Source organism: Ruegeria sp. BHSB064, assembly GCF_059613205.1.
Genome location: NZ_JBXWSB010000052.1, coordinates 1 through 21,320 on the forward strand (window position 1 = coordinate 1; position 21,320 = coordinate 21,320).

Below are 21,320 nucleotides of genomic sequence, written 5' to 3' on the forward strand. Positions count from 1 at the left end.
CCCAAACGCCTGACGTAGACGGATTGCGGTGTGACAGCCGAAGCTGTCATCCCTTGATCTCAGTCAGATGCTGGTCCAGATCATCCAGACTGTCCTGACCCCAGAACCGCTGCCCGTCGGGCGTGATGTAGAATGGTGCACCAAAGGCCCCCTGTTCCACGGCCTCTTCCAGATTGGCAGCGTAGGTTTCCGCACCTACCAGCAACCCGCTATTGGCCAATTCCGGATCAAATCCCGCATTTGCCAGGCAATCCCGGATCACGTCATCCTGAGCCACGTCTTTCTCTTCTGCCCAGCAGGCGCGCAGGATCAATTGGCACAGTTTGCCCACATCCCCTGACCCGTCCTTGGTCGCAGCGATCACTGCATAAGAAGACGGCGCCATATTGGTTGGCCAATGCGCGGGTTTCAGATTGAATTCCACCCCAAGACGTTTGGCTTGACGCAGCAAGTCCTGCGCGCGGTATTCGATGCGCGAGATATGACGGTCTTTTGGTGCTGTGCCCCCGGTACGCGCGAACAGAGCCATGATGTCCAGCGGCTTGTAATTGATGGTCGCGCCATGTTTCGCCGCAACCTCTTCCAGCCGGTTTCCCGCCAGATAGGTGTAGGGCGAAATTGTCGCAAAATAGTAGTCAATCTGGGTCATGTTCACTTTCTCCGCTGCGTTGCCTTTGCGGGACGTTAGACCCGTGCTAAGCGGTGTCAACATCACGAATCTGTCACATTGCCAAAGCTGCCCGGGGACCTCAGCCGATGCCGACACTCCACGAACCCAAGCTCATCGCTGGGAACGCCAATCTTCCGCTTGCCGAATCCATCGCTCGCCGCATGAGCCTGTATCGCGGCGTTGACCAGGGCCTGGTCGATGCGCGGGTCGAACGGTTCAATGACGGTGAGATTTTTGTCGAAGTGTTCGAAAACGTTCGGGGCGAGGATATGTTCATCGTCCAGCCGACGTCGAACCCCGCCAATGATAACCTGATGGAACTGCTAATCATTGCCGACGCGCTGCGCCGGTCGTCCGCGCAAAGGATCACCGCCGTAATCCCTTATTTCGGCTATGCCCGTCAGGACCGCCGCACCAAAGCCCGGACGCCAATCAGCGCCAAACTGGTGGCCAACATGCTGACCGGAGCCGGGATAGAACGCGTCCTGACCATGGATCTGCATGCGGCCCAGATTCAGGGGTTCTTTGATATTCCGGTGGACAACCTTTATGCCTCGCCGATCTTTGCTCTGGATGTGAAAAACCAGTTCAAAAACAACATGGACGAGATCATGGTGGTATCGCCTGACGTGGGCGGCGTGGCCCGTGCGCGCGAGTTGGCGAAACGCATCAACGCCCCGCTCTCGATCGTGGACAAGCGCCGCGAAAAAGCAGGCGAAGTGGCCGAGATGACAGTGATCGGTGACGTGAAAGACAAGATCTGCCTGATCGTGGACGACATGTGCGATACCGCCGGAACCCTTTGCAAAGCAGCGCAGGTGCTGTTGGATAACGGCGCGAAAGAGGTTCATTCCTACATCACGCACGGCGTCATGAGCGGCCCTGCGGTTGAACGCGTCACCAATTCAGTGATGAAATCGCTGGTTCTGACGGACACGATTCAACCGACCAAAGAAGTTGCCAAAGCCAAGAACATTCGCATCGTGCCGACCGCGCCGATCTTCACCCAGGCGATCCTGAACATTTGGAACGGCACCAGCGTGTCTTCGCTGTTCGAAGACAAGACACTGACGCCGATCTACGAATCCATGTACCAGATGGATTGAGTTCCAACGGGCGGCCAAAACAAGCTGCCCTTTTGCTTTTTTGAACACCGATCTGCTCTGCTGGTTACTTGTCGGCAAGCGAGTGGGTCCGCGAAAGAGGGAATGACCTCCGATGTCCTCAAACAAACGCATTGTTCTGTCCAGTGACCACGCGGCGATTGATCTGCGGCAGGCCGTGGCAAAGCACATCGCTCAACAGGGATGGGAGGTGGTCGATATCGGCCCCACAACTCCTGAAAGCACCCATTACCCCAAGCACGGCAAAGCCGCAGCTGAATCTGTTGCATCCGGTGATTGCGGTTTGGGGATCATCCTCTGCGGCACCGGTCAGGGTATCATGATGGCGGCAAACAAAGTGCCGGGCATCCGCTGTGGCGTGTGCTCCGACGCCTTTTCGGCCCGGATGATCCGCCAGCACAACAACGCCAACATGCTGTCGATTGGGGCGCGTGTTGTCGGCGAAGGTCAGGCGCTGGACATCGTGGATGCCTTTCTGGGTGCCGAATTCGAAGGCGGCCGCCACGCGACGCGGGTGGACATGATCGAAGCGCAAGACAACTAACAGCTGCGCTTCCTTAAAGCGTGATGGTCTGAACCCGGATCAGGAGATATTCCAGTCATCCGGATGCGCGACCTCTCCTATCGCGGTCCAGCTTGCCCGGATGCGGGCGATACGCGTGTCGGACCATGTGCGAAACACCGCTTCGAACCCTTCGGTCGTGATATTTTCGGCCTGCACTTCTGCGCGCAGCGCCGAAGACGTGTCGACATCCCACAGGGAAATACCGATCTGAACGGCGGGCGGGGTGCGAAAGGGTTCTGTGAACTGAATGGGCGTGCGACGCTCACGAGGGCCCTGCCCCGTCCACATTTCACCGCCTTCGGCAAATTCCGAAAACAGCACATCTTCGCCCTGATCAATGCCAATAGGATGGGTTAGGAACTTTTTCATTTTGTCATCATTATTCTTGAATTCCCGCAAGTTATCCCGGCAATTCGGCAAAAGCACGACAAAAAAACGGCCCCGCAAATGCGAGGCCGTTCAAATCTTTGACTACAAAGCCGGTTACAGGCTCATATGCGTCCCAAGCGCTTCCATATCGGCCAGCAGCTTGGCGGCATCGTCAACGATGGTCTGATCATCGCCACCCTTGGCCGCCTCATGCGAGGCGCGGGCGTCTTCGATCAGCTCGTCCAGATGCGCGCGGGTCACTTCTGACACCGGAATGGCCTTTTCGGCCAAAACCGAAAGGCTGTCGCCGTTGATCTGGGCAAACCCGCCGGTGACCAGGTATTCGCTGGACCCTTCAGGTGCCTCAACCTTCAGCAGACCGGGGCGCAGCGTGGTGATGGTGGGGGCATGATCGGGCATTGCCGTCATGTCCCCGTCCGCGCCGGGAATCTGGACCGCGGTAGCGCTGAGCGAAGCGAGGCTCCGCTCGGGGCTGACGAGGTCGAATTGCATCGTGTTTGCCATCAGGGATACTCCTTAGGCGGCTTCTGCTGCCATCTTCTCGGCTTTGGCGATCACTTCTTCGATGCCGCCAACCATCAGGAAGGCCGCTTCGGGCAGGTGATCGTATTCGCCAGCGACAACCGCTTTGAACGACGCGATGGTGACATCCAGAGGAACCTGAACGCCGGGCGAACCGGTGAAGACTTCGGCCACGTCGAACGGCTGCGACAGGAAGCGTTCGATCTTACGAGCACGGGCCACGGTCAGTTTGTCTTCTTCCGACAGTTCGTCCATGCCGAGGATGGCGATGATGTCCTGCAGCGACTTGTAGCGCTGGAGGATCTGCTGAACGTCGGTCGCAACCTTGTAGTGCTCTTCACCAACGATGGCCGGGTCAAGCAGACGCGAGGTCGAGTCGAGCGGGTCAACCGCAGGGTAGATACCCTTTTCCGAGATCGCACGGTTAAGAACGGTGGTCGCGTCCAGGTGCGCAAACGAGGTTGCCGGCGCAGGGTCGGTAAGGTCGTCCGCAGGCACGTAGATCGCCTGAACCGAGGTGATCGAGCCCGACTTGGTCGAGGTGATGCGTTCCTGCAGCGCGCCCATGTCGGTGGCCAGTGTCGGCTGGTAGCCCACCGCCGAAGGAATACGACCCAGCAGAGCCGAAACCTCGGAGCCCGCCTGCGTGAAGCGGAAGATGTTGTCGACGAAGAACAGAACGTCGGTACCGGACTGGTCGCGGAACTGCTCGGCCAGGGTCAGACCGGTCAGAGCAACACGTGCACGCGCACCCGGAGGTTCGTTCATCTGACCGTAAACCAGGGCCACTTGGCTTTCCGACAGGTTGTCCGGCTTGATAACGTTCGATTCGATCATCTCGTGGTACAGGTCGTTCCCTTCGCGGGTCCGTTCACCAACACCCGCGAACACCGAGAAGCCCGAGTGCACTTTTGCGATGTTGTTGATCAGTTCCATGATCAGAACGGTTTTGCCAACGCCCGCGCCGCCGAACAGGCCGATCTTACCGCCTTTGGCGTAGGGGGCCAGCAGGTCAACAACCTTGATGCCGGTGACCAGAACTTCCGACTCGGTCGACTGTTCGTCGAAGGTCGGGGCGGGCTGGTGGATCGCGCGGGCCTCAGACGCTTCGACCGGGCCTTTTTCGTCGATCGGCTCACCCACAACGTTCAGGATGCGGCCCAGGGTGGCGTTACCCACCGGAACCGAGATCGGTGCGCCGGTGTCGGTCACAGCCTCGCCACGGACCAGACCTTCGGTCGCGTCCATCGCGATGGTGCGGACGGTGTTTTCACCCAGGTGCTGAGCAACTTCCAACACCAGGCGTTTGCCGTTGTTGATGGTTTCCAGCGCGTTCAGAATTTCAGGCAGCTGATCTTCGAAGTGCACGTCGACGACGGCCCCGATGATCTGTGTGACTTTGCCTTTTGCATTCGCCATGTTTCGTCTCCGGTTTTCTTACAGCGCTTCGGCGCCGGAAATAATTTCAATCAGCTCGTTGGTGATCACGGCCTGACGCGAGCGGTTGAACTGGATCGTCAGCTTGTCGATCATCTCACCCGCGTTGCGTGTCGCGTTGTCCATCGCGGACATCCGTGCACCCTGTTCAGACGCTCCGTTTTCGAGCAGAGCCGAGAAGATCGCGGTCGCAACCCCCTTGGGCAGCAGGTCAGCCAGAATGGCCTCTTCGCTGGGCTCGTAGTCGAAGACAGCACCGCTGTCGTCACCCTCGGTTTCCTCAAACGAGGCGGGGATAACCTGCTGCGCCGTCGGGATCTGGGTCACAACGTTGACGAACTTCGAATAGAAGATCGTGGCAACATCGAACTCACCCCCGTCGAAGCGAGACAGGACGTCCTTCGCGATGTCTTGCGCGTTGGAATAGCCCAGACGCTTGACCTCGCTCAGGTCGATATGTCCAACGAACAGGTCCTCGAAATCACGCTTGAGCGCGTCGCGGCCTTTCTTGCCAACGGTCAGAACCTTGACCGTCTTGCCTTTGCCGCGCAGCTCTTCCGCTTTGGCGCGGGCAAGCTTGGCGATGTTCGCGTTGAAGCCGCCGCACAGGCCGCGTTCAGCTGTCATGACAACCAGCAGATGGACATCATCACTGCCCGTACCACGGAGCAGTTTGGGGGCGCTGTCGCTGCCCCCGACCGAAGCCGCCAGCCCCGCCATCACGGCATTGAACCGCTCGGCATAAGGGCGCGAGGCTTCGGCAGATTCCTGGGCGCGGCGCAGTTTTGCGGCCGCGACCATCTGCATGGCCTTGGTGATCTTGCGGGTCGATTTGACCGACTCGATCCTGTTTTTAAGGTCCTTCAGACTAGGCATCGGAACCTCCTATCAAGCGAAGGTCGCGGCGTATTCGTCGATCGCTGCCTTGATCTTGTCGGACGCATCACCCTTGATCTTCGGATCCTCGTCGGTGAGCCACTTCAGCAGGTCAGCATGCTTACCGCGCAGGTGTGCCAGCAGACCGGCCTCATAGCGGCCAACATCTGAGACTTCGATCTTGTCGAGGTAGCCGTTGGTGCCTGCGAAGATGACGCAGACGATTTCCGCGTTGGTCAGCGGCGAGTACTGCGGCTGTTTCATCAGCTCGGTCAGACGCGCACCACGGTTCAGCAGCTGCTGAGTTGCGGCGTCGAGGTCCGAACCAAACTGGGCAAAGGCCGCCATTTCGCGGTACTGAGCCAGTTCCAGCTTAACCGGGCCAGCAACCGATTTCATCGCGTTGGTCTGGGCCGACGAGCCCACACGCGAAACCGACAGACCGGTGTTCACAGCAGGACGGATGCCCTGGTAGAACAATTCGGTTTCAAGGAAGATCTGACCGTCGGTGATCGAGATCACGTTGGTCGGAATAAACGCCGAAACGTCACCACCCTGAGTTTCGATAACCGGCAGAGCGGTCAGCGAGCCTGCACCGAAGTCTTCGTTCAGCTTCGCCGAACGTTCCAGCAGACGGGAGTGGAGGTAGAAAACGTCACCCGGATACGCTTCACGGCCCGGCGGACGACGCAGCAGCAGGGACATCTGACGATACGAAACGGCCTGCTTCGACAGGTCATCATAGATGATCAGGGCGTGACGGCCGTTGTCACGGAAGTATTCGGCCATCGCAGTGGCGGCGTAAGGTGCCAGGAACTGCATCGGCGCCGGGTCGGACGCGGTTGCGGCCACAACGATCGAGTAGTCAATCGCGCCGGACTCTTCCAGTTTCTTCACCAGCTGCGCAACGGTCGAACGCTTTTGACCAACCGCAACATAAACGCAGTACAGTTTCTTCGACTCATCGTCGCCCGCTGCGTCGTTGTAGACCTTCTGGTTCAGGATGGTATCCAGAGCCACAGCGGTTTTACCGGTCTGGCGGTCACCAATGATCAGTTCCCGCTGGCCACGGCCGATCGGGATCATAGCGTCAACCGATTTCAGGCCGGTTGCCATCGGCTCGTGCACCGATTTACGTGGAATGATGCCGGGGGCTTTGACGTCTGCAACGCCACGCTTCGACGCGTTGATCGGGCCTTTTCCGTCCAGAGGGTTGCCCAGACCGTCAACAACGCGACCCAGCAGCTCGTCACCGATCGGAACATCCACGATCGAGTTGGTGCGCTTAACGGTGTCACCTTCTTTGATGTCACGGTCGGACCCGAAGATAACAACACCAACGTTGTCGCTTTCCAGGTTCAACGCCATACCCATGATGCCGCCGGGGAATTCGACCATTTCACCCGCTTGCACATTGTCCAGGCCGTATACACGGGCAATCCCGTCACCGACGCTCAGCACGCGGCCGATTTCGGCCACTTCGGCTTCCTGACCAAAATTCTTGATCTGGTCCTTCAGGATTGCAGAAATCTCTGCAGCTTGGATTCCCATTTATCCGACCTCTTTCATTGCATTCTGTAGGGAGTTCAGCTTCGAACGGATCGAACTGTCGATCATCTTCGAGCCCACTTTAACGACAAGACCGCCGATGAGGCTTTCATCCACGGTCGCATTGATAGTCACGGTCTTGCCCACACGCTCGGACAGCGTCTTGGACAGTTTTTCCAGTTGTGTCTTGGTCAGCGCCTTCGCCGACGCAACATCCGCGGTCACTTCACCACGCTCGTCCGCCAGCATGTCGCGCAGAACCTGCACCAGCTGCGGCACAACAAACAGGCGGCGTTTCTGCGCCATCAGACCCAGCGTATTCCGCAGAATCGCGTTCAGGCCCATTTTGTCAGCAACGGCAGTAATAGCGCCTTCTTGCTCGGCGCGGGAAACCAGCGGCGAGGCGATCAGGTCGCGCAGCTCTGCACTGTCGCCAAGTGCTGCTGCAAGATCATTGATGCCGGATTCCAGACCTGCGAGGTCTTTGTTCTCTTTTGCGATCTCGAAGATCGCCGTGGCATAGCGCTCGGCAATGCCTGTGGAAATCGAAGCTGGTTCGGACACGTCCACCCTTCCGATATTTGAGGCCCCGAATTCGCGTGCGGCAGCTACCCGGGGGCGTGAAGAAACCCCGTCCAAAAAGGGCGGGGATCAAAATCACCGGGGATGTAGCAGAGGTGTCCCAACCAAGCAATACGCTATAGCGGTAACATATTTATCCACAAATTGTTACTTTTCATGCACTTAGCTCAAGTGCGACCGTTTGAACCCGTTGGCTCAGTTGAAAAATGTTACGAATATGCAGGTTTTTGCGATTCCTGTGACTTTTTTCCCGCATTTTTGCCGCCTCGGAAAGCTCGTGATTGTCACGCAGGCTTCAAAAGGCCGTCAAGCGCCTTAATCGGTTTCTTTACCGCGTCCTTGGTCACTGTTCCGCTGGGTGGTTGGATGTGTTTGCTCACCTCAACCATCAGCACTCCGCCTGCCATAACAGTAGGAATCCGTTGTCCGGTTTTTTCGATCAAACTTCCGGATTTCAGCCAAAACCGGCGGAACGAAGGCGGGCGGTACAAAGCCGAGCAGTGCGCCTCGGGCAGAAAGTGATGCGCCTTAAGTTGGTTTTCCAGCTGCGTGGCAGTGTAAGGACGCCCGAAGCCAAACGGCGTTTTGTCAGTGCGCGACCAAAGACCGCCCCGGTTCGGAACGATGAACACGGCCCGACCGCCAGGTCCCAGAACACGCCAGCATTCATCCAGCAATTGGTTGGGTCTCTCTGACGTTTCCAGCCCATGCATCACAACAAGCTTGTCCACGTGACCCGTTTCGATCGGCCAAAGCGTCTCTTCGGTCAGAACAGAGACATTAGGCATCCCCGCTGGCCAGGGCATTACGCCCTGCGGGCCGGGCATCAGCCCGATAACCCGGCGCGCATCTGCCAGGTATGGGCGCAGCAACGGCACAGCAAAGCCGAATCCGGCAACCGTCTGACCCTTGGCCTCGGGCCAAAGCTCTATCAAACGCCCACGAATGGCCGCCTGCGCAGCACGCCCCAGCGTGCTGCGATAGTAAAAGTTCCTCAGATCCTGCACATCAAGATGCATTGCGGACATCCGGTCAATCGGCTTAGCTGGGCGCAGTCTAGCAATGAAAGGGCAAAAAGCCATGCCTCTTGAGATCGTTACAATCCCATGCCTGAGCGACAATTACGCCTTTCTGGCCCACGACGCCGCAAGCGGGCAGACCGCGCTAATTGACGCCCCCGAGGCCGCACCGATTTTCAAGGCGCTAGAGGCGCGGGGATGGACCTTATCCCACGTGCTGCTGACCCATCATCACTGGGATCACGTCGATGGGCTGGCAGGTATTCTGGAAAAACACCCCGCACAGGTCATCGGAGCCGCTGCTGATGCCCATCGCTTGCCGCCGCTTGATCTGCAGGTGGCCGAAGGTGACAGCTTTGAAATCGGAGGGGAACCAGTTCAGGTTCTGGATGTGTCCGGTCACACAATAGGGCATGTCGCATACTACATGCCGGAAAGCGCCGCGGTGTTCACCGCTGACAGCCTCATGGCGCTGGGCTGTGGGCGTCTGTTCGAGGGAACACCCGAGCAGATGTGGGATTCTTTGAGTAAACTGGCCGCCCTGCCCGATGACACGTTGGTATGTTCGGGGCACGAATATACACAATCCAACGCCAAATTCGCCATTACCGTCGATCCGGAAAACCCTGACCTAAAGGCGCGCATTGCCGATATCGACCGGGCACGGGCCGCCGGAGAGGCCACGGTTCCGTCGATTCTGGCGCTTGAAAAGGCCACAAATCCGTTCCTGAGAGCCGAAGATCCGGCGATTCAGGCCCATCTGGGCATGACAGGCGCGAAGCCCGAGGCCGTTTTTGCAGAGATCCGGGGTAGAAAAGACCGGTTCTGATGCTTATTTCGCCCTCTTCACGGTCACGGTCACAACAAATGTGACTGTCAAGTGAAAGAAAACCCTTGAAGCCGGACGCCGATCAACCAAACTCTAATAGTATGAGGACATGGTTGGGATGGGGTTCCGGCCGATAGCCCGCCCCCTTCTGACCCAAGACAGAGGAGCACCCGCGTGCCTTCATTCTCGAGCACACTGGAACAAGCCATCCACGCGGCCTTGGCGGCTGCGAATGAACGGCGTCATGAATTTGCAACGCTGGAGCATCTGCTGCTGGCGCTTCTGGAAGAACCCGATGCGGTGCGCGTTATGAAAGCGTGCAGCGTCGATCTGGACGAGTTGCGTAGCACTCTGGTGGAATTCATTGACGAGGATCTTTCGAATCTGGTCACGGATATTGACGGGTCAGAGGCCGTTCCAACGGCTGCGTTCCAGCGCGTGATTCAACGCGCCGCGATACATGTACAAAGCTCGGGCCGCACCGAAGTGACCGGCGCCAACGTACTGGTCGCCATTTTCGCAGAACGCGAAAGCAATGCCGCCTATTTCCTGCAAGAACAGGACATGACCCGCTACGACGCGGTCAATTTCATCGCTCATGGCGTGGCCAAGGACCCTGCTTATGGCGAAAGCCGTTCGGTTTCGGGCGCAGATCAGGTGGAAGAAGACGCTCAGACAACATCTGGCGAAACCGAACAGAAGGAAAGCGCGCTTGGGAAATACTGCGTCGACCTGAACGCAAAATCTCGGGCGGGTGACGTTGATCCGTTGATTGGTCGCTCGGATGAGGTTGAACGCTGTATCCAGGTGCTGTGCCGTCGCCGCAAGAACAACCCGCTGCTGGTCGGCGATCCGGGTGTGGGTAAAACCGCCATCGCCGAGGGTCTTGCGCATAAGATCGTGGCGGGAGAGGCACCTGACGTCCTTGCCAACACCACGATCTATTCGCTGGACATGGGCGCGTTGCTGGCCGGAACGCGGTATCGCGGCGATTTCGAAGAACGGCTGAAAGCCGTTGTGACAGAGCTGGAAGATCATCCTGACGCAGTTCTGTTCATTGACGAGATTCACACCGTGATTGGCGCTGGTGCAACTTCGGGCGGGGCGATGGATGCCTCGAACCTGCTGAAGCCTGCGCTTCAGGGTGGCAAACTGCGCACCATGGGCTCGACCACGTACAAGGAATTCCGTCAACACTTCGAAAAAGACCGCGCGCTGAGCCGTCGGTTCCAGAAGATCGATGTGAACGAGCCTTCGGTGGAAGACAGCGTGAAAATCCTGCGGGGCCTGAAACCCTATTTTGAAGAACATCACGCGATCAAATACACCGCTGACGCGATCAAAACCGCAGTGGAATTGTCGGCGCGATACATAAATGACCGCAAGCTGCCGGACAAGGCGATCGACGTCATCGATGAAGCCGGTGCCGCACAACATCTGCTGGCTGAAAGCAAACGTCGCAAGACCATTGGCGTGAAAGAGATCGAGGCCGTTGTTGCCAAAATCGCCCGTATCCCGCCAAAGAACGTCACCAAGGACGATGCTGAGGTGTTGAAGGACCTCGAAGCTTCGCTGAAGCGCGTGGTCTTTGGTCAGGATCTGGCCATCGAGGCATTGTCCAGCGCGATCAAACTGGCCCGTGCCGGTCTGCGCGAACCTGAGAAACCCATCGGCAACTACCTGTTCGCGGGTCCGACCGGTGTGGGTAAGACCGAGGTGGCAAAACAACTGGCGGATACGCTGGGTGTGGAACTGCTGCGCTTTGACATGTCGGAATACATGGAGAAACACGCAGTCAGCCGCCTGATCGGTGCACCTCCGGGCTATGTCGGGTTCGATCAGGGTGGTCTTCTGACCGACGGTGTCGATCAGCATCCACATTGCGTGCTGCTGCTGGATGAGATCGAGAAAGCGCACCCGGATGTGTTCAACATCCTGTTGCAGGTCATGGACCATGGTGAACTGACCGATCACAACGGACGCACAGTGAACTTCCGCAACGTGGTGCTGATCATGACCTCGAACGCGGGCGCGCAGGAACAAGCCAAAGCGGCCATCGGTTTTGGTCGCGACCGTCGCGAAGGCGAAGACACGGCAGCGATCGAACGCATGTTCACGCCGGAATTCCGCAACCGACTGGATGCCGTAATCTCGTTCGCGCCGCTGCCGAAAGAGGTTATCCTGCAAGTGGTCGAGAAATTCGTCTTGCAGCTTGAGGCGCAACTGCTGGATCGCGGCGTGACCATTGATCTGACACCCAAAGCCGCCGAGTGGCTGGCTGACAAAGGGTACGATGACAAGATGGGTGCGCGTCCGCTGGGCCGTGTCATTCAGGAACACATCAAGAAACCTCTGGCCGAAGAGCTGCTGTTTGGCAAGCTGGCCAAAGGCGGTGTGGTGCGTGTCTCGGTCAAAAAGGGTGACCTGGATCTGGAGATTCTGGGACCGGATCAGCCGCGCATTCCGGGCGACAAGCCTCCGCTGCTGACAGCAGACTGACCCGAAAACAAAATGTTAAGAAGAGCCCGGCGATCCAAATCGTCGGGCTTTTTTCTGTTTATTCTCTTAAAGTTCGACGGAACTATGCTCTTGCTGCGTGTAACTCTCAATGACGAACACAAAAACAGGGGTTGGTTCATGAACAAGATTACAGTTGTTTGGGGCACTGCATTTGCCTTGTCTGCCATAGCGGCAGTTGCAACAGCACAACACAGGTTCCGGTATCACGACGAGACGGCAACTGAATCTCTAAGGCTGGTACCTGCAACTGTTAACCCAGGGGAAAGCATTGCCTCGGTGAAAGAGAAAAACAGCAAGATCAAAGTGACAGGCAACGGAATTCCGGATCATCTGGTTGGCCAGTTTCCAAACCGTGGCAATCCACACCAAATTGAAACGCAGAAGGTCAAGCTCAAGCTTCCGGCAAACCCTGCTTCCAATGGCATCTTCACACCGCTCAGCATGGGTTGGAATTTTGGTGTCTCACTCAACGGGGTCGTGTTCGACCCGCTGGCTGCCGAGTTCTGGCACGGTGATCCGGAATCGGGGTGGTCCTACAATGCGTTGGGCGGCGCCATTGCGCTCGGTTTGGATGCAAATTACGCACATGTTCAGCCGAACGGAAAGTACCATTATCACGGCGTTCCGACCGGACTGATCGAACTGTTAGGGTGGTCACCGTCCGAGCATTCACCACTGATAGGATACGCCGCTGATGGTTTTCCAATCTACGCGATGACTGGGAAAATTGACGGCAAAGTAACTGAAATGAAATCGTCCTATAGCCTGAAAACCGGAAACAGACCCGGAGGCACCGAGCCGAACGGGCGATACGACGGCACTTTCAACGAAGACTATACTTATGTTCAGGGTCACGGCAATTTGGACAAATGCAACGGTGCTTTCACGGTTTCAGCCGAGTATCCCAACGGAACCTATGCCTACTTCCTGACCGAGGATTATCCTGTGGTGCCTCGGTGTTTCATGGGCACACCGGATCAAAGTTTCAAGTTTGGAAGACGGTAAGTCGCTTTGTGCATTCGTGAGTTTGCCCTGTGCACGTAACGCGATCTGCCACATCCGTTACCGAATGCGCGGGTGACTGTTGCGCACCCGCACAGGATATGGCACCGGCAGCGCCTTAGGCTTCCTGCCCCGCGCCGAAACGTAAGCGGACAGCACACAATAGGCGTAGTACAAGCCCATACCGCCCTGCGCCAGAGATGACAGGGTCGCAATACCCAGATCGCGGGCTTTGCGAAGCCGTCCAGCCTTTGTGGGCGTAAAATACTCAAAATCGATGAAGCGAATTTGACGCCCATCCCAGCACATATCCCGAAACGCCGGGCGCCCATGTGTTAGATCCATCGCATGCAGCCTTGCCAGCGCCTGTCCAGCAGCGCGACAAGCTCTGAGTTTTTCCGCGTGGGTAACAGAATTGTCGGCGCAAAACTCTGTCAGGCTTGCCCCGGCGTCTTGGACAGCGAAGTACCCTTTGCCTTCAGCCACAATTCTGGGGACCGGTGCACCGTAGTTCCACAAGAACCGGTGAGAAGACCGATCTCTGTCGAAGGCTTGTTCAGGTTTACCCTTCACCAACCAGAGATGGGGCGCGAAGCGTTCGATGCGTTTCAGCCAAAATCTGTTTCCTTGTGGGGTATGGCACAAGGCTACGCGCTGATAAGGGGCTCGCAGGGCGTTACGAACCGCTAAATGTACATCTGTCGCCTTTTCTCTCACGCACATCTCCAATCAACCTACGGGTTGATATAGGGTGCGCGCGCCGATTTTCATCGGCCATAAGATGAAATCCCGTTAAGACAGGCCGACCAAATCACGGTTTGACGGGACTACCGCTCGGTCAGTTTTAATTCGATCCGGCGGTTCTGCGCGCGGGCTTCGGGTGTGTCAGCCGGATTGACCGGCTGAAACTCACCGAACCCATTGGCGGCCAGACGGTTTGGCGGGATGCCCAGCGCATCCACCATGTAACGCACCACCGACAGCGCGCGGCCCTGGCTGAGCTCCCAATTGTCGCGGTACCGGCCACTTCCAGCAAGCGGGACATTGTCGGTGTGACCATCAACGCGGATCACCCAATTCAATCCGGTCGGAATCTCAGCCGCGACGCTGCGCAGGATGTTGGCGACTTTGGCGACCTCCTGCCGTCCTTCGGTGGACAGCACGGCCGAACCCGTTGGGAACAAAACTTCGGACGAGAACACAAACCGGTCGCCTTCGATCCTTACGCCTTCCTGATCTCCAAGGACATCCCGCAGACGACCGAAGAATTCCGAACGATAGCGTTGCAGGTCTTCCGCCTGCGCGGCCAGTTCTTCGTTCTGACCGGCCAATGCTTCAGCTTCGGCCTCAAGGCGCAGGCGTTCGGCTTCTTCCAACAGGCGGCGACGGCGTTCTTCAGATGCGGCACGGGCCAACGCGGCGTTCAGATCCTGCCCCAAAGTTTGGATCTGAATCTCTGCGGCTTCGTTCCGCTCTTCAAAATCATCCAGCAAAGCCTGCAACGACCCCAACTGCCCGCGCAGCGCGGCGATTTGTTGGTTCAACAAGGCCGCCTCTCGTTGTGCCTCGGCAGAGATTTCTTTTTCATCAGACAATGTCGACTCAGCCAATGCCAAAAGAGCCTGTCTTTGTTCAGCCAGAGTGCGTTGTTCGTCGGCATCAGCTTGCGCTTGCGTCTGCGCCTGCAACGCGGCTTCAAGCTGAGCCTTCAACGCATCCGGATCCAAATCGCCGAACCTGCGCTGCAACTCGGCCTGCGCGGCTTGAGCGGCGGCCAGCAGGGTCAGTGTGTCTTCGGCCTCTTGGCGTTGCGCTTCCAATGCCAGGGTCATGGCCGTCAGCTCAGCATCCGCATCTTGCAGCCGGTTTCGCAACGCCTCAGCGGCGGCAGCTTCGGCCAGGCGGGCGGCTTCCTCGTCGCTCAGTTGCTGTTCAAGCGCAGTGATTTCAGCAGCACGCTCCTCACCACTTTGCTCCAGATCTGCGACCAGAGCTTCCAGCGCTTCGCGACGTGCAGCAGCCAGCCGGGCGGCTTCGGTCTGCGCATCAATTTCTTCACGGCTTTGGGCCAGAGCAAGGTTCAAAGCCTCCTGCTCGGTCAGCAATTGCTCACGCTGTGTCTCAAGCGCCGCGATATCACCCAGCGCTTTTTCCTGTTCCGCAAGCAAAGCAGCAACCTGTGCTTCGAAATTGGTGATCCGAGTTTGAGCTTGATCCAGGGCCGCGGCCTGACGGTCACGTTCAGTGGTCAGCGATGCGATCAGCGATTGCGCTTGGGCCAAATCGTCCTCGGCTTGCGACAAGGTTGTGTTGAGCGCGCCGAGACGGGCCTGCAAACGGCTGTTCTCACGCTCTTCCAAACCCAGAGCACCTGCAAGCGCTGCAACTTCGTCCGCCAACGTGGTCAGTTCGTCTTCCTGACCCGAAATGGTTTCGCGCAGAACAAACTGGATCACCATGAAGATGGTCAGAACAAAGGTCAGCACCATCAACAGCCCCGTCATCGCATCCACGAATCCGGGCCAGACCGAGCCCTGGAACCGTTGACCGGTACGGCGGGACAGCGCCATGGATTACTCTCCTTCCGGCGTAGTGCGCACTGCACCGCGCGGCAGGGTCAGGGCCTTCACAAGAAGTTCGATGTCCTTGCGGAACTCGTTCATGCTTTCCTGTCGACCAGCTGAAATCTCTTCGAGAATCCGCAACAATTGCACATCCATCGAACGCAGGCGCATCCGGCTTTCGGCATCGATGCCTTCACCCGCGCCGTGATCGCGCATGTGATCCAGAAGCGCATCCTGCCCAAGGGCTACGCGCTCCAAAGCCGAGGTGACACTTTCGCTATTGGCTTGGCGATTGTTCATCTCACCGATCACATCGACCAGTTGCCCAAGCTTGGCAGAAACCTCAGCCCTTTCACTTTCCTGAGCCGAAAACAGATCCTGCAACGCGTCCATCTGCTCGGACATGGCATCCAGAACAGGAGTCAGCACGGCGATCTCGGCCCCACCTTCCTCGCCACCGGCAAATCCAACGCGGGTGATCGATGACAACCATTCCTCAAGCTCGCGGTAAAATCGGTTCTGGCCGTGACCCGCGAAGACTTCCAACAGACCAACGATCAGAGACCCGGCCAGGCCGAGCAAGGACGATCCGAACGCCACGCCCATGCCCTGCAACTGTGCTTCAAGCCCGGTCATCAGGCGGTTGAACACGGCCAGACCTTCTTCGCCTTCTTGCGGGTTCAGACTGCGGATGGTGTCGACAATGGCCGGAACGGTTGTTGCCAGACCGAAGAACGTACCCAAAAGACCCAGATAGATCAGGACGTTGGTGATATAGCGAGTGATCTCCCTCTCTTCTTCGACCCGCTCTGCAACGGAATCCAAGATCGAACGCGTTGAGGTAGAACTGATCTGCGACCGGGCGCCCCGCTCGCGCAGAAGTGATGCCAAAGGCGCCAACAACTGTGGCGTGCGGGCGTCTTCACGCACAACACCACCGACAAAAGCTTCGATCCAGCGCACCGACCCGATCAACTGTGTCACCTGATAAAAACAAGCAAAGACGCCAATCAGGAACACCAATAAAATGAACCCGTTCAGATACGGGTTGGCAAAGAAAACCGGCATTACATAAGGCAGCGCCAGAAACACACCCAGCCCAGACAGGCCGATCGCCATCAACATCAACAGGATTTGTCGTGTTGGATGCGAGAAATGGGGTCTCGCGCCCTGATGTGCCTGCGCCATGCGCGTGGTTCCCGGTCTTTGCCTGCTCTGCGTCGAATCTAGCGAAAATCCGCGGGTGACGCCAAGAGTTTATGCGGTGATGCTGCGCACCCGTTGCGCCAACCACTCAAGATCGGGATCTCTCAGCCCGATCTCGGCCAGATGTTCGGCTGTATTGTACAGGTATTCGTCGTTAGGACCACGCCCACCAACGGCGTGGGCGATGATCTGAGCCTGTTTCTCAAGCGGCATTCCACCGCAATACTGGACGTGGTCTGCATCGATCACGTAGGTCACGGCGTTTACGATATCGCCGGTTTCCAGTTGCACATCCAGCATCCGCTCGACATAGGCTGAAGAAATCAACTCTCTTTCGCGCAGCTCGTGCAGGGTGCGATCTTCGTGGCCAGCCTCAACCGCCAGGGCCAGACCGGTGCAATTTGCGTTTGCCTGCTCGTCCAGCGCCAGCACCAGACCCGGTTTATCCTCGGTGCCCCGATGGTGGATCGAGCTCATGCAGAAGGATCGGGCAAACCCATGCAACGTCGCACGTTCGCTGCGCGCCACGGGAAAGCCCGGATTCCACAGCAGCGATCCATATCCGAATACCCACATCGTCATTGCACTGGTCCTTGCCTGTTTCGGCCTATAAACATCAAATCCAAGGCAGGAAAAAGGGCCAAAGCTCATGCGCCGTCTATTACGAGTGTTCATCTTTATCGCCGTTCTGTGGAGCGCCTATTGGTTCATTGCCGGATATGGGTTGCGCAATGCCATCACCGGTTGGTTTGATCAGCAGCAAGAGCTGGGCTGGCAAGCGGAGTTCTCGGACGTTGCCACGGCGGGCTATCCAACCCATCACATGACACGGTTGAACAACCCAGCCCTCGCCGATCCGGCAACGGGCACCGCCTGGAGCGCGGACTGGATTGAATTTGAAAACCCCGCGATCTGGCCCGGACGTCAGATCCTGCGCTTTGCCGATACACCACAGCGCCTGTCTTACTTTGACCAGACCGCAACGATCAAGGCAGATGCCCTGCAGGCGCACTTGCAATTGCGGCCCGGTGTAGCGCTGGTTTTGGAAAAAATGGCGCTGACCGCAGGCCCTTGGTCTGTCACCGAGAACGCGCAGGCTCTGGCCGCAGGCGGAACGCTTGAGCTGTTGATGGAACAAACTGCCGCGCCCGAGGCTTATAACATGGCAGTTCGTGTGGATGGCTTCACGCCCGGCGATGACCTGCGCAACCTTATGGAATCCGCCACTTCGTTACCGCAGTCTTTCGACACGCTGGAACTGGATATGGTGGCGACATTCGACAAACCCTGGGACCGGTCCGCGCTGGAACAGGGCCGCCCTCAACCGGTCAGGATCGACCTTAAGCTCGCTGAGGCCAAATGGGGTGGGCTCAGGCTGTTTGCGACCGGTGCGCTGGATGTGGATGCGCAAGGAATCCCAACCGGAGAGATAGCGGTCAAAGCGGAAAACTGGCGGGACATGATTGCCATGGCCAATGCGGCGGGTGCCCTGCCGGATCAGGCCGTCGATCCGGTTACGCGCGCGCTCAACTTTATGGCAGGGCTGGGTGGGAACCCGAATGCACTGGACTTGCAGCTGAATTTCCGCGACGGATTTGTGGCACTTGGACCATTGCCCTTGGGGCTTGCCCCACGCCTGATCCTGCGTTAGCGGCAGTAAGGTCCGCTGCGATAGCGGGCCGTGTCCAGATGGAAATGATCCCGGTGATAGCGGTCTGAATTCGGACCCAGAACGGTACCAAATGGCCCACATGCGCCGCGCCAGATTTTCTTAAGTTGTTTCTGCGAGGGGTTCTTGCGCCAACCGTCCAGAACGGTCACCACTTCTCCGTCCGCCATTTTGAACCCAGAAATATCGATCGCGCGCCCCTTGCCATGTTCAGAGATTCGCGCGCCTTTTCGATTGTTACGCGTCCGACAGGCGTAGTGGGCAGCCACTTGTAGTTCGATCACAGGACCACGACGTTTGAAGGTAGGCTTGACCGTTTTTTCGACCCATTTGTTCAGCGCAATCGCAGTGCCGCAGTCCATTGTCGAAGGACGGCTGAGCACGACGCCCGAGACCGAGGTGATCTGTACCGCATCCTTGACACCACAAGCTGAATTCTTACTGCCAACGCGGCCCACGGGCTTGCCCTGAATGGCGATGTCACCGCAAACCGAGCTTTTGCGCAGCTTACGCTTTTTGAACAGCACCTCTTGCTCCAGCCATTTGGGGCGCATCAAGGGTCTGAGCGGTACATCCGACGGGCGTATTGCGGCGGCTGTGACCTGCGGCGCGATCGGACGAGGCACCGGCCGCACAGTGGGTTGAGAAGCAGCTGGCAAAGCTGTCTGGTCCAACGCCGGACGCTTCAAAGGTACAAGGGATTGTTCCAGAGGCGCAGCCTGTGACGTCATAGCCGCAGCGGCCATAACCCCGATCAGAAAGTGCCTCCAGCGCAATTTCATGAACCCGCTTTTCCTCGTCCGAAGTCCGGAGCGTCCGTGTCCTGCCCCGCATCGATAATGCCGCGACGAATAGCACGGGTGCGGGTGAAGTAGTCAAACAAATGCTCTCCGTCACTGGTCCGTATGGCCCGTTGCAGCGCGAACAGCTCTTCGGTGAAACGGCCCAGGATTTCCAGCGTCGCGTCTTTGTTGGACAGGAAAACATCCCGCCACATGGTCGGGTCGGATGCTGCAATGCGGGTGAAGTCCCGAAAACCGGCGGCCGAATACTTGATGACTTCACTGTCGGTTACGCGTCGCAGGTCGTCTGCCACGCCAACCATTGTATAGGCAATCAGGTGCGGCGCATGAGAGGTCACGGCCAGCACCAGATCATGGTGATCTGCGTCCATCTCATCGACATTTGACCCCATGCCTTCCCACAACGCACGCAGGCGGGCAATCGCCTCGGGGTTCGAGTTCTCGACCGGGACCACCAGACACCAGCGGTTGTCAAACAGTTCTGCAAATCCAGATTCCGGGCCGGAGTGTTCGGTCCCTGCCAACGGGTGTGCCGGGATAAAATGCACGGCTTGGGGGATGTGCGGCTGCACAGCGTCTATCACGTGGCGCTTGACCGATCCAACATCCGATACTGTCGCGCCGGGTTTCAAAACGGGTGCAATCTCTTCTGCGACAGCCCCCATCGCCCCGACCGGGACACAGAGGACAACCAGATCGGCACCCTCAACGGCCTCTTGCACGGTATCGCACACGCGGTCGCAAAGTCCGATCCTGCGCGCAGTGTCCCGCGTGGCCTCGGATCGGGCATAGCCTGTGACTTCACCGGCCAGCCCTGCCCTTTTGATGGCCCAGAACATGGACGAAGCAATCAGGCCCAGCCCGATCAGCGCAACACGGTCGTAAATCTGGCTCATGCTGCGCCCTTCTTGAATGCAGTGATCGCCGCAACCACTCGGCGGCAGGCTTCTTCGTCGCCCACGGTAATCCGCAAGGCGTTCGGCAGGTTGTAGCCCGCAACTCGGCGGACAATCAAACCTTGGGTTTTCATGTAGTCGTCACAGGCTTCGGCCTCAGCCCTGTCAGCAAACCGCGCAAGGATGAAATTGGTGCAGGACGGGTCCGAAGGCACACCGATCTTGGCAAGCTCCTCTGCCAACCACACACGCAGGCGCGCGTTCTCAGACTGGCAGAAGGTCAGAAACTCGACATCGTTCACCGCAGCCTCAGCCGCTGCCAAGGCGGTGAGTGACAGGTTAAACGGTTGGCGAACGCGGTTCAGCACGTCGATGATCGATTGGTGCGCATAGCCCCAGCCAACCCGCATTCCACCCAGCCCGTACACTTTGGAAAAAGTCCGGGTCATGATGACATTCTCATAGGCGTCCACAAGCGATGCACCGCCGTCGAACCCATCCACAAACTCGGCATAGGCCCCGTCCAGAACCATCAGGCATGTGTCAGGCAGCCCCTGTGCAAGCCGTTCCAGTTCGTCATTCGAGATCATGGTCGAGGTCGGATTGCCCGGGTTGGTGACGAACACAATCCGCGTCTGCCCTGTCACTGCCGACAAAATGGCATCCACATCCACCTTGCGGTCGCGCTCGGCCACCATGACCGGCGTCGCGCCCGCCATGCGGGCGATGATCGGGTACATCGAAAACCCGTGCTCGGTATAGACCACCTCATCCCCCGGCCCCGCATAAGCCTGAGCGATGAATTGCAGCACCTCGTCGCTGCCGACACCGCAGATGATACGCGCCGGATCCAGCCCGTGGCGCGCGCCGATGGCCGCGCGCAGGCTTGCGTGGTCGGTGCTGGGATAGCGATGCAACGTGGCAGCGCTGTCGCGTACCGCCTCAATCGCCTTGGGGCTTGGCCCGAACGGGTTTTCGTTCGAGCTCAGCTTGATCACGTGCTCCACCCCGGCCACATGCGACTGGCCGCCCTGATAGAGCGCGATGTCCATAATGCCGGGTTGAGGGGTGATCTTGGTCATTGAGAGGCTCCGTTGA

At 58.1% G+C, this 21,320-nt stretch carries 21 protein-coding genes; 6 read left to right on the top strand and 15 right to left on the bottom strand.

What is annotated here, in order from left to right; genetic code table 11:
* Positions 1-46 precede the first annotated feature (46 nt).
* A complete protein-coding gene (locus AC2FNU_RS13300; RefSeq protein WP_496789058.1) occupies positions 47-649 on the bottom strand; it encodes a 2-hydroxychromene-2-carboxylate isomerase in 603 nt (200 codons plus the stop codon).
* A 107-nt stretch (positions 650-756) separates the two neighbouring features.
* Here AC2FNU_RS13300 and AC2FNU_RS13305 point away from each other — a divergent pair, with 107 nt between their 5' ends.
* Both AC2FNU_RS13305 and rpiB read left to right on the top strand, forming a co-directional pair.
* Positions 757-1,776, top strand: coding sequence for a ribose-phosphate pyrophosphokinase (locus tag AC2FNU_RS13305; RefSeq protein ID WP_480801870.1), 1,020 nt, complete (start codon positions 757-759; stop codon positions 1,774-1,776).
* Between the two features lie 112 nt (positions 1,777-1,888).
* Positions 1,889-2,338 carry a ribose 5-phosphate isomerase B gene (gene rpiB / locus AC2FNU_RS13310; protein WP_496789063.1) on the top strand — a complete coding sequence of 150 codons (450 nt, stop codon included), beginning with the start codon at positions 1,889-1,891 and terminating at the stop codon, positions 2,336-2,338.
* A 39-nt stretch (positions 2,339-2,377) separates the two neighbouring features.
* Here the strand turns inward: rpiB and AC2FNU_RS13315 are convergent, their stop codons facing one another.
* The 7 genes from AC2FNU_RS13315 to AC2FNU_RS13345 all read right to left on the bottom strand — a co-directional run bounded on the left by AC2FNU_RS13315 (position 2,378) and on the right by AC2FNU_RS13345 (position 8,733).
* Entirely contained in the window at positions 2,378-2,728 is a 351-nt protein-coding gene (locus tag AC2FNU_RS13315; RefSeq protein ID WP_496789066.1) for an H-type lectin domain-containing protein, read from the bottom strand.
* 114 nt (positions 2,729-2,842) lie between these two features.
* On the bottom strand, positions 2,843-3,253 hold the full coding sequence (locus tag AC2FNU_RS13320; protein ID WP_171091733.1) for a F0F1 ATP synthase subunit epsilon: 411 nt from the start codon (positions 3,251-3,253) through the stop codon (positions 2,843-2,845).
* A 12-nt stretch (positions 3,254-3,265) separates the two neighbouring features.
* Positions 3,266-4,690, bottom strand: coding sequence for a F0F1 ATP synthase subunit beta (gene atpD / locus AC2FNU_RS13325; protein ID WP_496789074.1), 1,425 nt, complete (start codon positions 4,688-4,690; stop codon positions 3,266-3,268).
* An 18-nt stretch (positions 4,691-4,708) separates the two neighbouring features.
* A complete protein-coding gene (locus AC2FNU_RS13330; RefSeq protein ID WP_496789079.1) occupies positions 4,709-5,584 on the bottom strand; it encodes a F0F1 ATP synthase subunit gamma in 876 nt (291 codons plus the stop codon).
* A 12-nt stretch (positions 5,585-5,596) separates the two neighbouring features.
* A complete protein-coding gene (atpA, locus tag AC2FNU_RS13335) occupies positions 5,597-7,135 on the bottom strand; it encodes a F0F1 ATP synthase subunit alpha (protein WP_496789084.1) in 1,539 nt (512 codons plus the stop codon).
* Positions 7,136-7,696: a F0F1 ATP synthase subunit delta gene (locus AC2FNU_RS13340; protein ID WP_480801864.1), complete on the bottom strand. Its 561-nt coding sequence runs from the start codon at positions 7,694-7,696 to the stop codon at positions 7,136-7,138.
* 302 nt (positions 7,697-7,998) lie between these two features.
* Complete coding sequence (locus AC2FNU_RS13345) at positions 7,999-8,733, bottom strand: class I SAM-dependent methyltransferase (protein WP_496789139.1); 735 nt, start codon at positions 8,731-8,733, stop codon at positions 7,999-8,001.
* Positions 8,734-8,794: 61 nt separating this feature from the next.
* Between AC2FNU_RS13345 and gloB the strand changes: the two genes are divergently transcribed.
* From gloB to AC2FNU_RS13360, 3 genes are all read left to right on the top strand, one after another.
* Entirely contained in the window at positions 8,795-9,562 is a 768-nt protein-coding gene (gene gloB / locus AC2FNU_RS13350) for a hydroxyacylglutathione hydrolase (RefSeq protein WP_496789089.1), read from the top strand.
* Between the two features lie 174 nt (positions 9,563-9,736).
* Positions 9,737-12,061, top strand: coding sequence for an ATP-dependent Clp protease ATP-binding subunit ClpA (gene clpA / locus AC2FNU_RS13355; RefSeq protein WP_480801861.1), 2,325 nt, complete (start codon positions 9,737-9,739; stop codon positions 12,059-12,061).
* 138 nt (positions 12,062-12,199) lie between these two features.
* The gene (locus AC2FNU_RS13360) at positions 12,200-13,087 is read left to right on the top strand and encodes a YHYH protein (RefSeq protein WP_496789092.1); all 888 of its coding nucleotides are present in this window, start codon (positions 12,200-12,202) and stop codon (positions 13,085-13,087) included.
* A gap of 57 nt (positions 13,088-13,144) precedes the next feature.
* On the opposite strand, the gene AC2FNU_RS13365 is transcribed toward AC2FNU_RS13360, so the two are convergent.
* The 4 genes from AC2FNU_RS13365 to AC2FNU_RS13380 all read right to left on the bottom strand — a co-directional run bounded on the left by AC2FNU_RS13365 (position 13,145) and on the right by AC2FNU_RS13380 (position 17,436).
* Positions 13,145-13,657, bottom strand: coding sequence for a phosphotransferase (locus AC2FNU_RS13365; protein ID WP_496789095.1), 513 nt, complete (start codon positions 13,655-13,657; stop codon positions 13,145-13,147).
* 254 nt (positions 13,658-13,911) lie between these two features.
* The gene (locus AC2FNU_RS13370; protein WP_496789097.1) at positions 13,912-15,654 is read right to left on the bottom strand and encodes a peptidoglycan -binding protein; all 1,743 of its coding nucleotides are present in this window, start codon (positions 15,652-15,654) and stop codon (positions 13,912-13,914) included.
* Positions 15,655-15,657: 3 nt separating this feature from the next.
* The gene (locus AC2FNU_RS13375; protein ID WP_496789099.1) at positions 15,658-16,836 is read right to left on the bottom strand and encodes a biopolymer transporter ExbB; all 1,179 of its coding nucleotides are present in this window, start codon (positions 16,834-16,836) and stop codon (positions 15,658-15,660) included.
* A 69-nt stretch (positions 16,837-16,905) separates the two neighbouring features.
* Positions 16,906-17,436 carry a gamma-glutamylcyclotransferase gene (locus AC2FNU_RS13380; protein WP_496789102.1) on the bottom strand — a complete coding sequence of 177 codons (531 nt, stop codon included), beginning with the start codon at positions 17,434-17,436 and terminating at the stop codon, positions 16,906-16,908.
* Positions 17,437-17,503: 67 nt separating this feature from the next.
* On the opposite strand from AC2FNU_RS13380, the gene AC2FNU_RS13385 reads away from it, so the two are divergent.
* Complete coding sequence (locus AC2FNU_RS13385) at positions 17,504-18,505, top strand: DUF2125 domain-containing protein (protein ID WP_496789104.1); 1,002 nt, start codon at positions 17,504-17,506, stop codon at positions 18,503-18,505.
* Here AC2FNU_RS13385 and AC2FNU_RS13390 read toward each other — a convergent pair.
* Genes AC2FNU_RS13390 through hisC form a run of 3 tightly spaced genes read right to left on the bottom strand, consistent with a single transcriptional unit; the run spans position 18,502 to position 21,304 of the window.
* Complete coding sequence (locus AC2FNU_RS13390) at positions 18,502-19,305, bottom strand: extensin-like domain-containing protein (protein ID WP_496789106.1); 804 nt, start codon at positions 19,303-19,305, stop codon at positions 18,502-18,504. The genes AC2FNU_RS13385 and AC2FNU_RS13390 overlap by 4 nt on opposite strands.
* Positions 19,302-20,222 carry a prephenate/arogenate dehydrogenase family protein gene (locus tag AC2FNU_RS13395; protein WP_496789108.1) on the bottom strand — a complete coding sequence of 307 codons (921 nt, stop codon included), beginning with the start codon at positions 20,220-20,222 and terminating at the stop codon, positions 19,302-19,304. Before AC2FNU_RS13395 ends, AC2FNU_RS13390 begins: the two co-directional genes overlap by 4 nt.
* Positions 20,219-21,304, bottom strand: coding sequence for a histidinol-phosphate transaminase (hisC, locus tag AC2FNU_RS13400; RefSeq protein ID WP_496789110.1), 1,086 nt, complete (start codon positions 21,302-21,304; stop codon positions 20,219-20,221). Before hisC ends, AC2FNU_RS13395 begins: the two co-directional genes overlap by 4 nt.
* Positions 21,305-21,320: the final 16 nt, after the last annotated feature.

What these genes read in the sequence shown, in the direction of transcription:
- AC2FNU_RS13380 (WP_496789102.1), bottom strand. Translation starts at nt 17,436, where the DNA reads ATGACGATGTGGGTATTCGGATATGGATCGCTGCTGTGGAATCCGGGC.
- AC2FNU_RS13320 (WP_171091733.1), bottom strand. Translation starts at nt 3,253, where the DNA reads ATGGCAAACACGATGCAATTCGACCTCGTCAGCCCCGAGCGGAGCCTC.
- AC2FNU_RS13315 (WP_496789066.1), bottom strand. Translation starts at nt 2,728, where the DNA reads ATGAAAAAGTTCCTAACCCATCCTATTGGCATTGATCAGGGCGAAGAT.
- atpA (WP_496789084.1), bottom strand. Translation starts at nt 7,135, where the DNA reads ATGGGAATCCAAGCTGCAGAGATTTCTGCAATCCTGAAGGACCAGATC.
- hisC (WP_496789110.1), bottom strand. Translation starts at nt 21,304, where the DNA reads ATGACCAAGATCACCCCTCAACCCGGCATTATGGACATCGCGCTCTAT.
- AC2FNU_RS13375 (WP_496789099.1), bottom strand. Translation starts at nt 16,836, where the DNA reads ATGGCGCAGGCACATCAGGGCGCGAGACCCCATTTCTCGCATCCAACA.
- AC2FNU_RS13390 (WP_496789106.1), bottom strand. Translation starts at nt 19,305, where the DNA reads ATGAAATTGCGCTGGAGGCACTTTCTGATCGGGGTTATGGCCGCTGCG.
- AC2FNU_RS13370 (WP_496789097.1), bottom strand. Translation starts at nt 15,654, where the DNA reads ATGGCGCTGTCCCGCCGTACCGGTCAACGGTTCCAGGGCTCGGTCTGG.
- atpD (WP_496789074.1), bottom strand. Translation starts at nt 4,690, where the DNA reads ATGGCGAATGCAAAAGGCAAAGTCACACAGATCATCGGGGCCGTCGTC.
- AC2FNU_RS13385 (WP_496789104.1), top strand. Translation starts at nt 17,504, where the DNA reads ATGCGCCGTCTATTACGAGTGTTCATCTTTATCGCCGTTCTGTGGAGC.
- gloB (WP_496789089.1), top strand. Translation starts at nt 8,795, where the DNA reads ATGCCTCTTGAGATCGTTACAATCCCATGCCTGAGCGACAATTACGCC.
- AC2FNU_RS13305 (WP_480801870.1), top strand. Translation starts at nt 757, where the DNA reads ATGCCGACACTCCACGAACCCAAGCTCATCGCTGGGAACGCCAATCTT.
- AC2FNU_RS13360 (WP_496789092.1), top strand. Translation starts at nt 12,200, where the DNA reads ATGAACAAGATTACAGTTGTTTGGGGCACTGCATTTGCCTTGTCTGCC.
- AC2FNU_RS13330 (WP_496789079.1), bottom strand. Translation starts at nt 5,584, where the DNA reads ATGCCTAGTCTGAAGGACCTTAAAAACAGGATCGAGTCGGTCAAATCG.
- AC2FNU_RS13345 (WP_496789139.1), bottom strand. Translation starts at nt 8,733, where the DNA reads ATGCATCTTGATGTGCAGGATCTGAGGAACTTTTACTATCGCAGCACG.
- rpiB (WP_496789063.1), top strand. Translation starts at nt 1,889, where the DNA reads ATGTCCTCAAACAAACGCATTGTTCTGTCCAGTGACCACGCGGCGATT.
- AC2FNU_RS13300 (WP_496789058.1), bottom strand. Translation starts at nt 649, where the DNA reads ATGACCCAGATTGACTACTATTTTGCGACAATTTCGCCCTACACCTAT.
- AC2FNU_RS13395 (WP_496789108.1), bottom strand. Translation starts at nt 20,222, where the DNA reads ATGAGCCAGATTTACGACCGTGTTGCGCTGATCGGGCTGGGCCTGATT.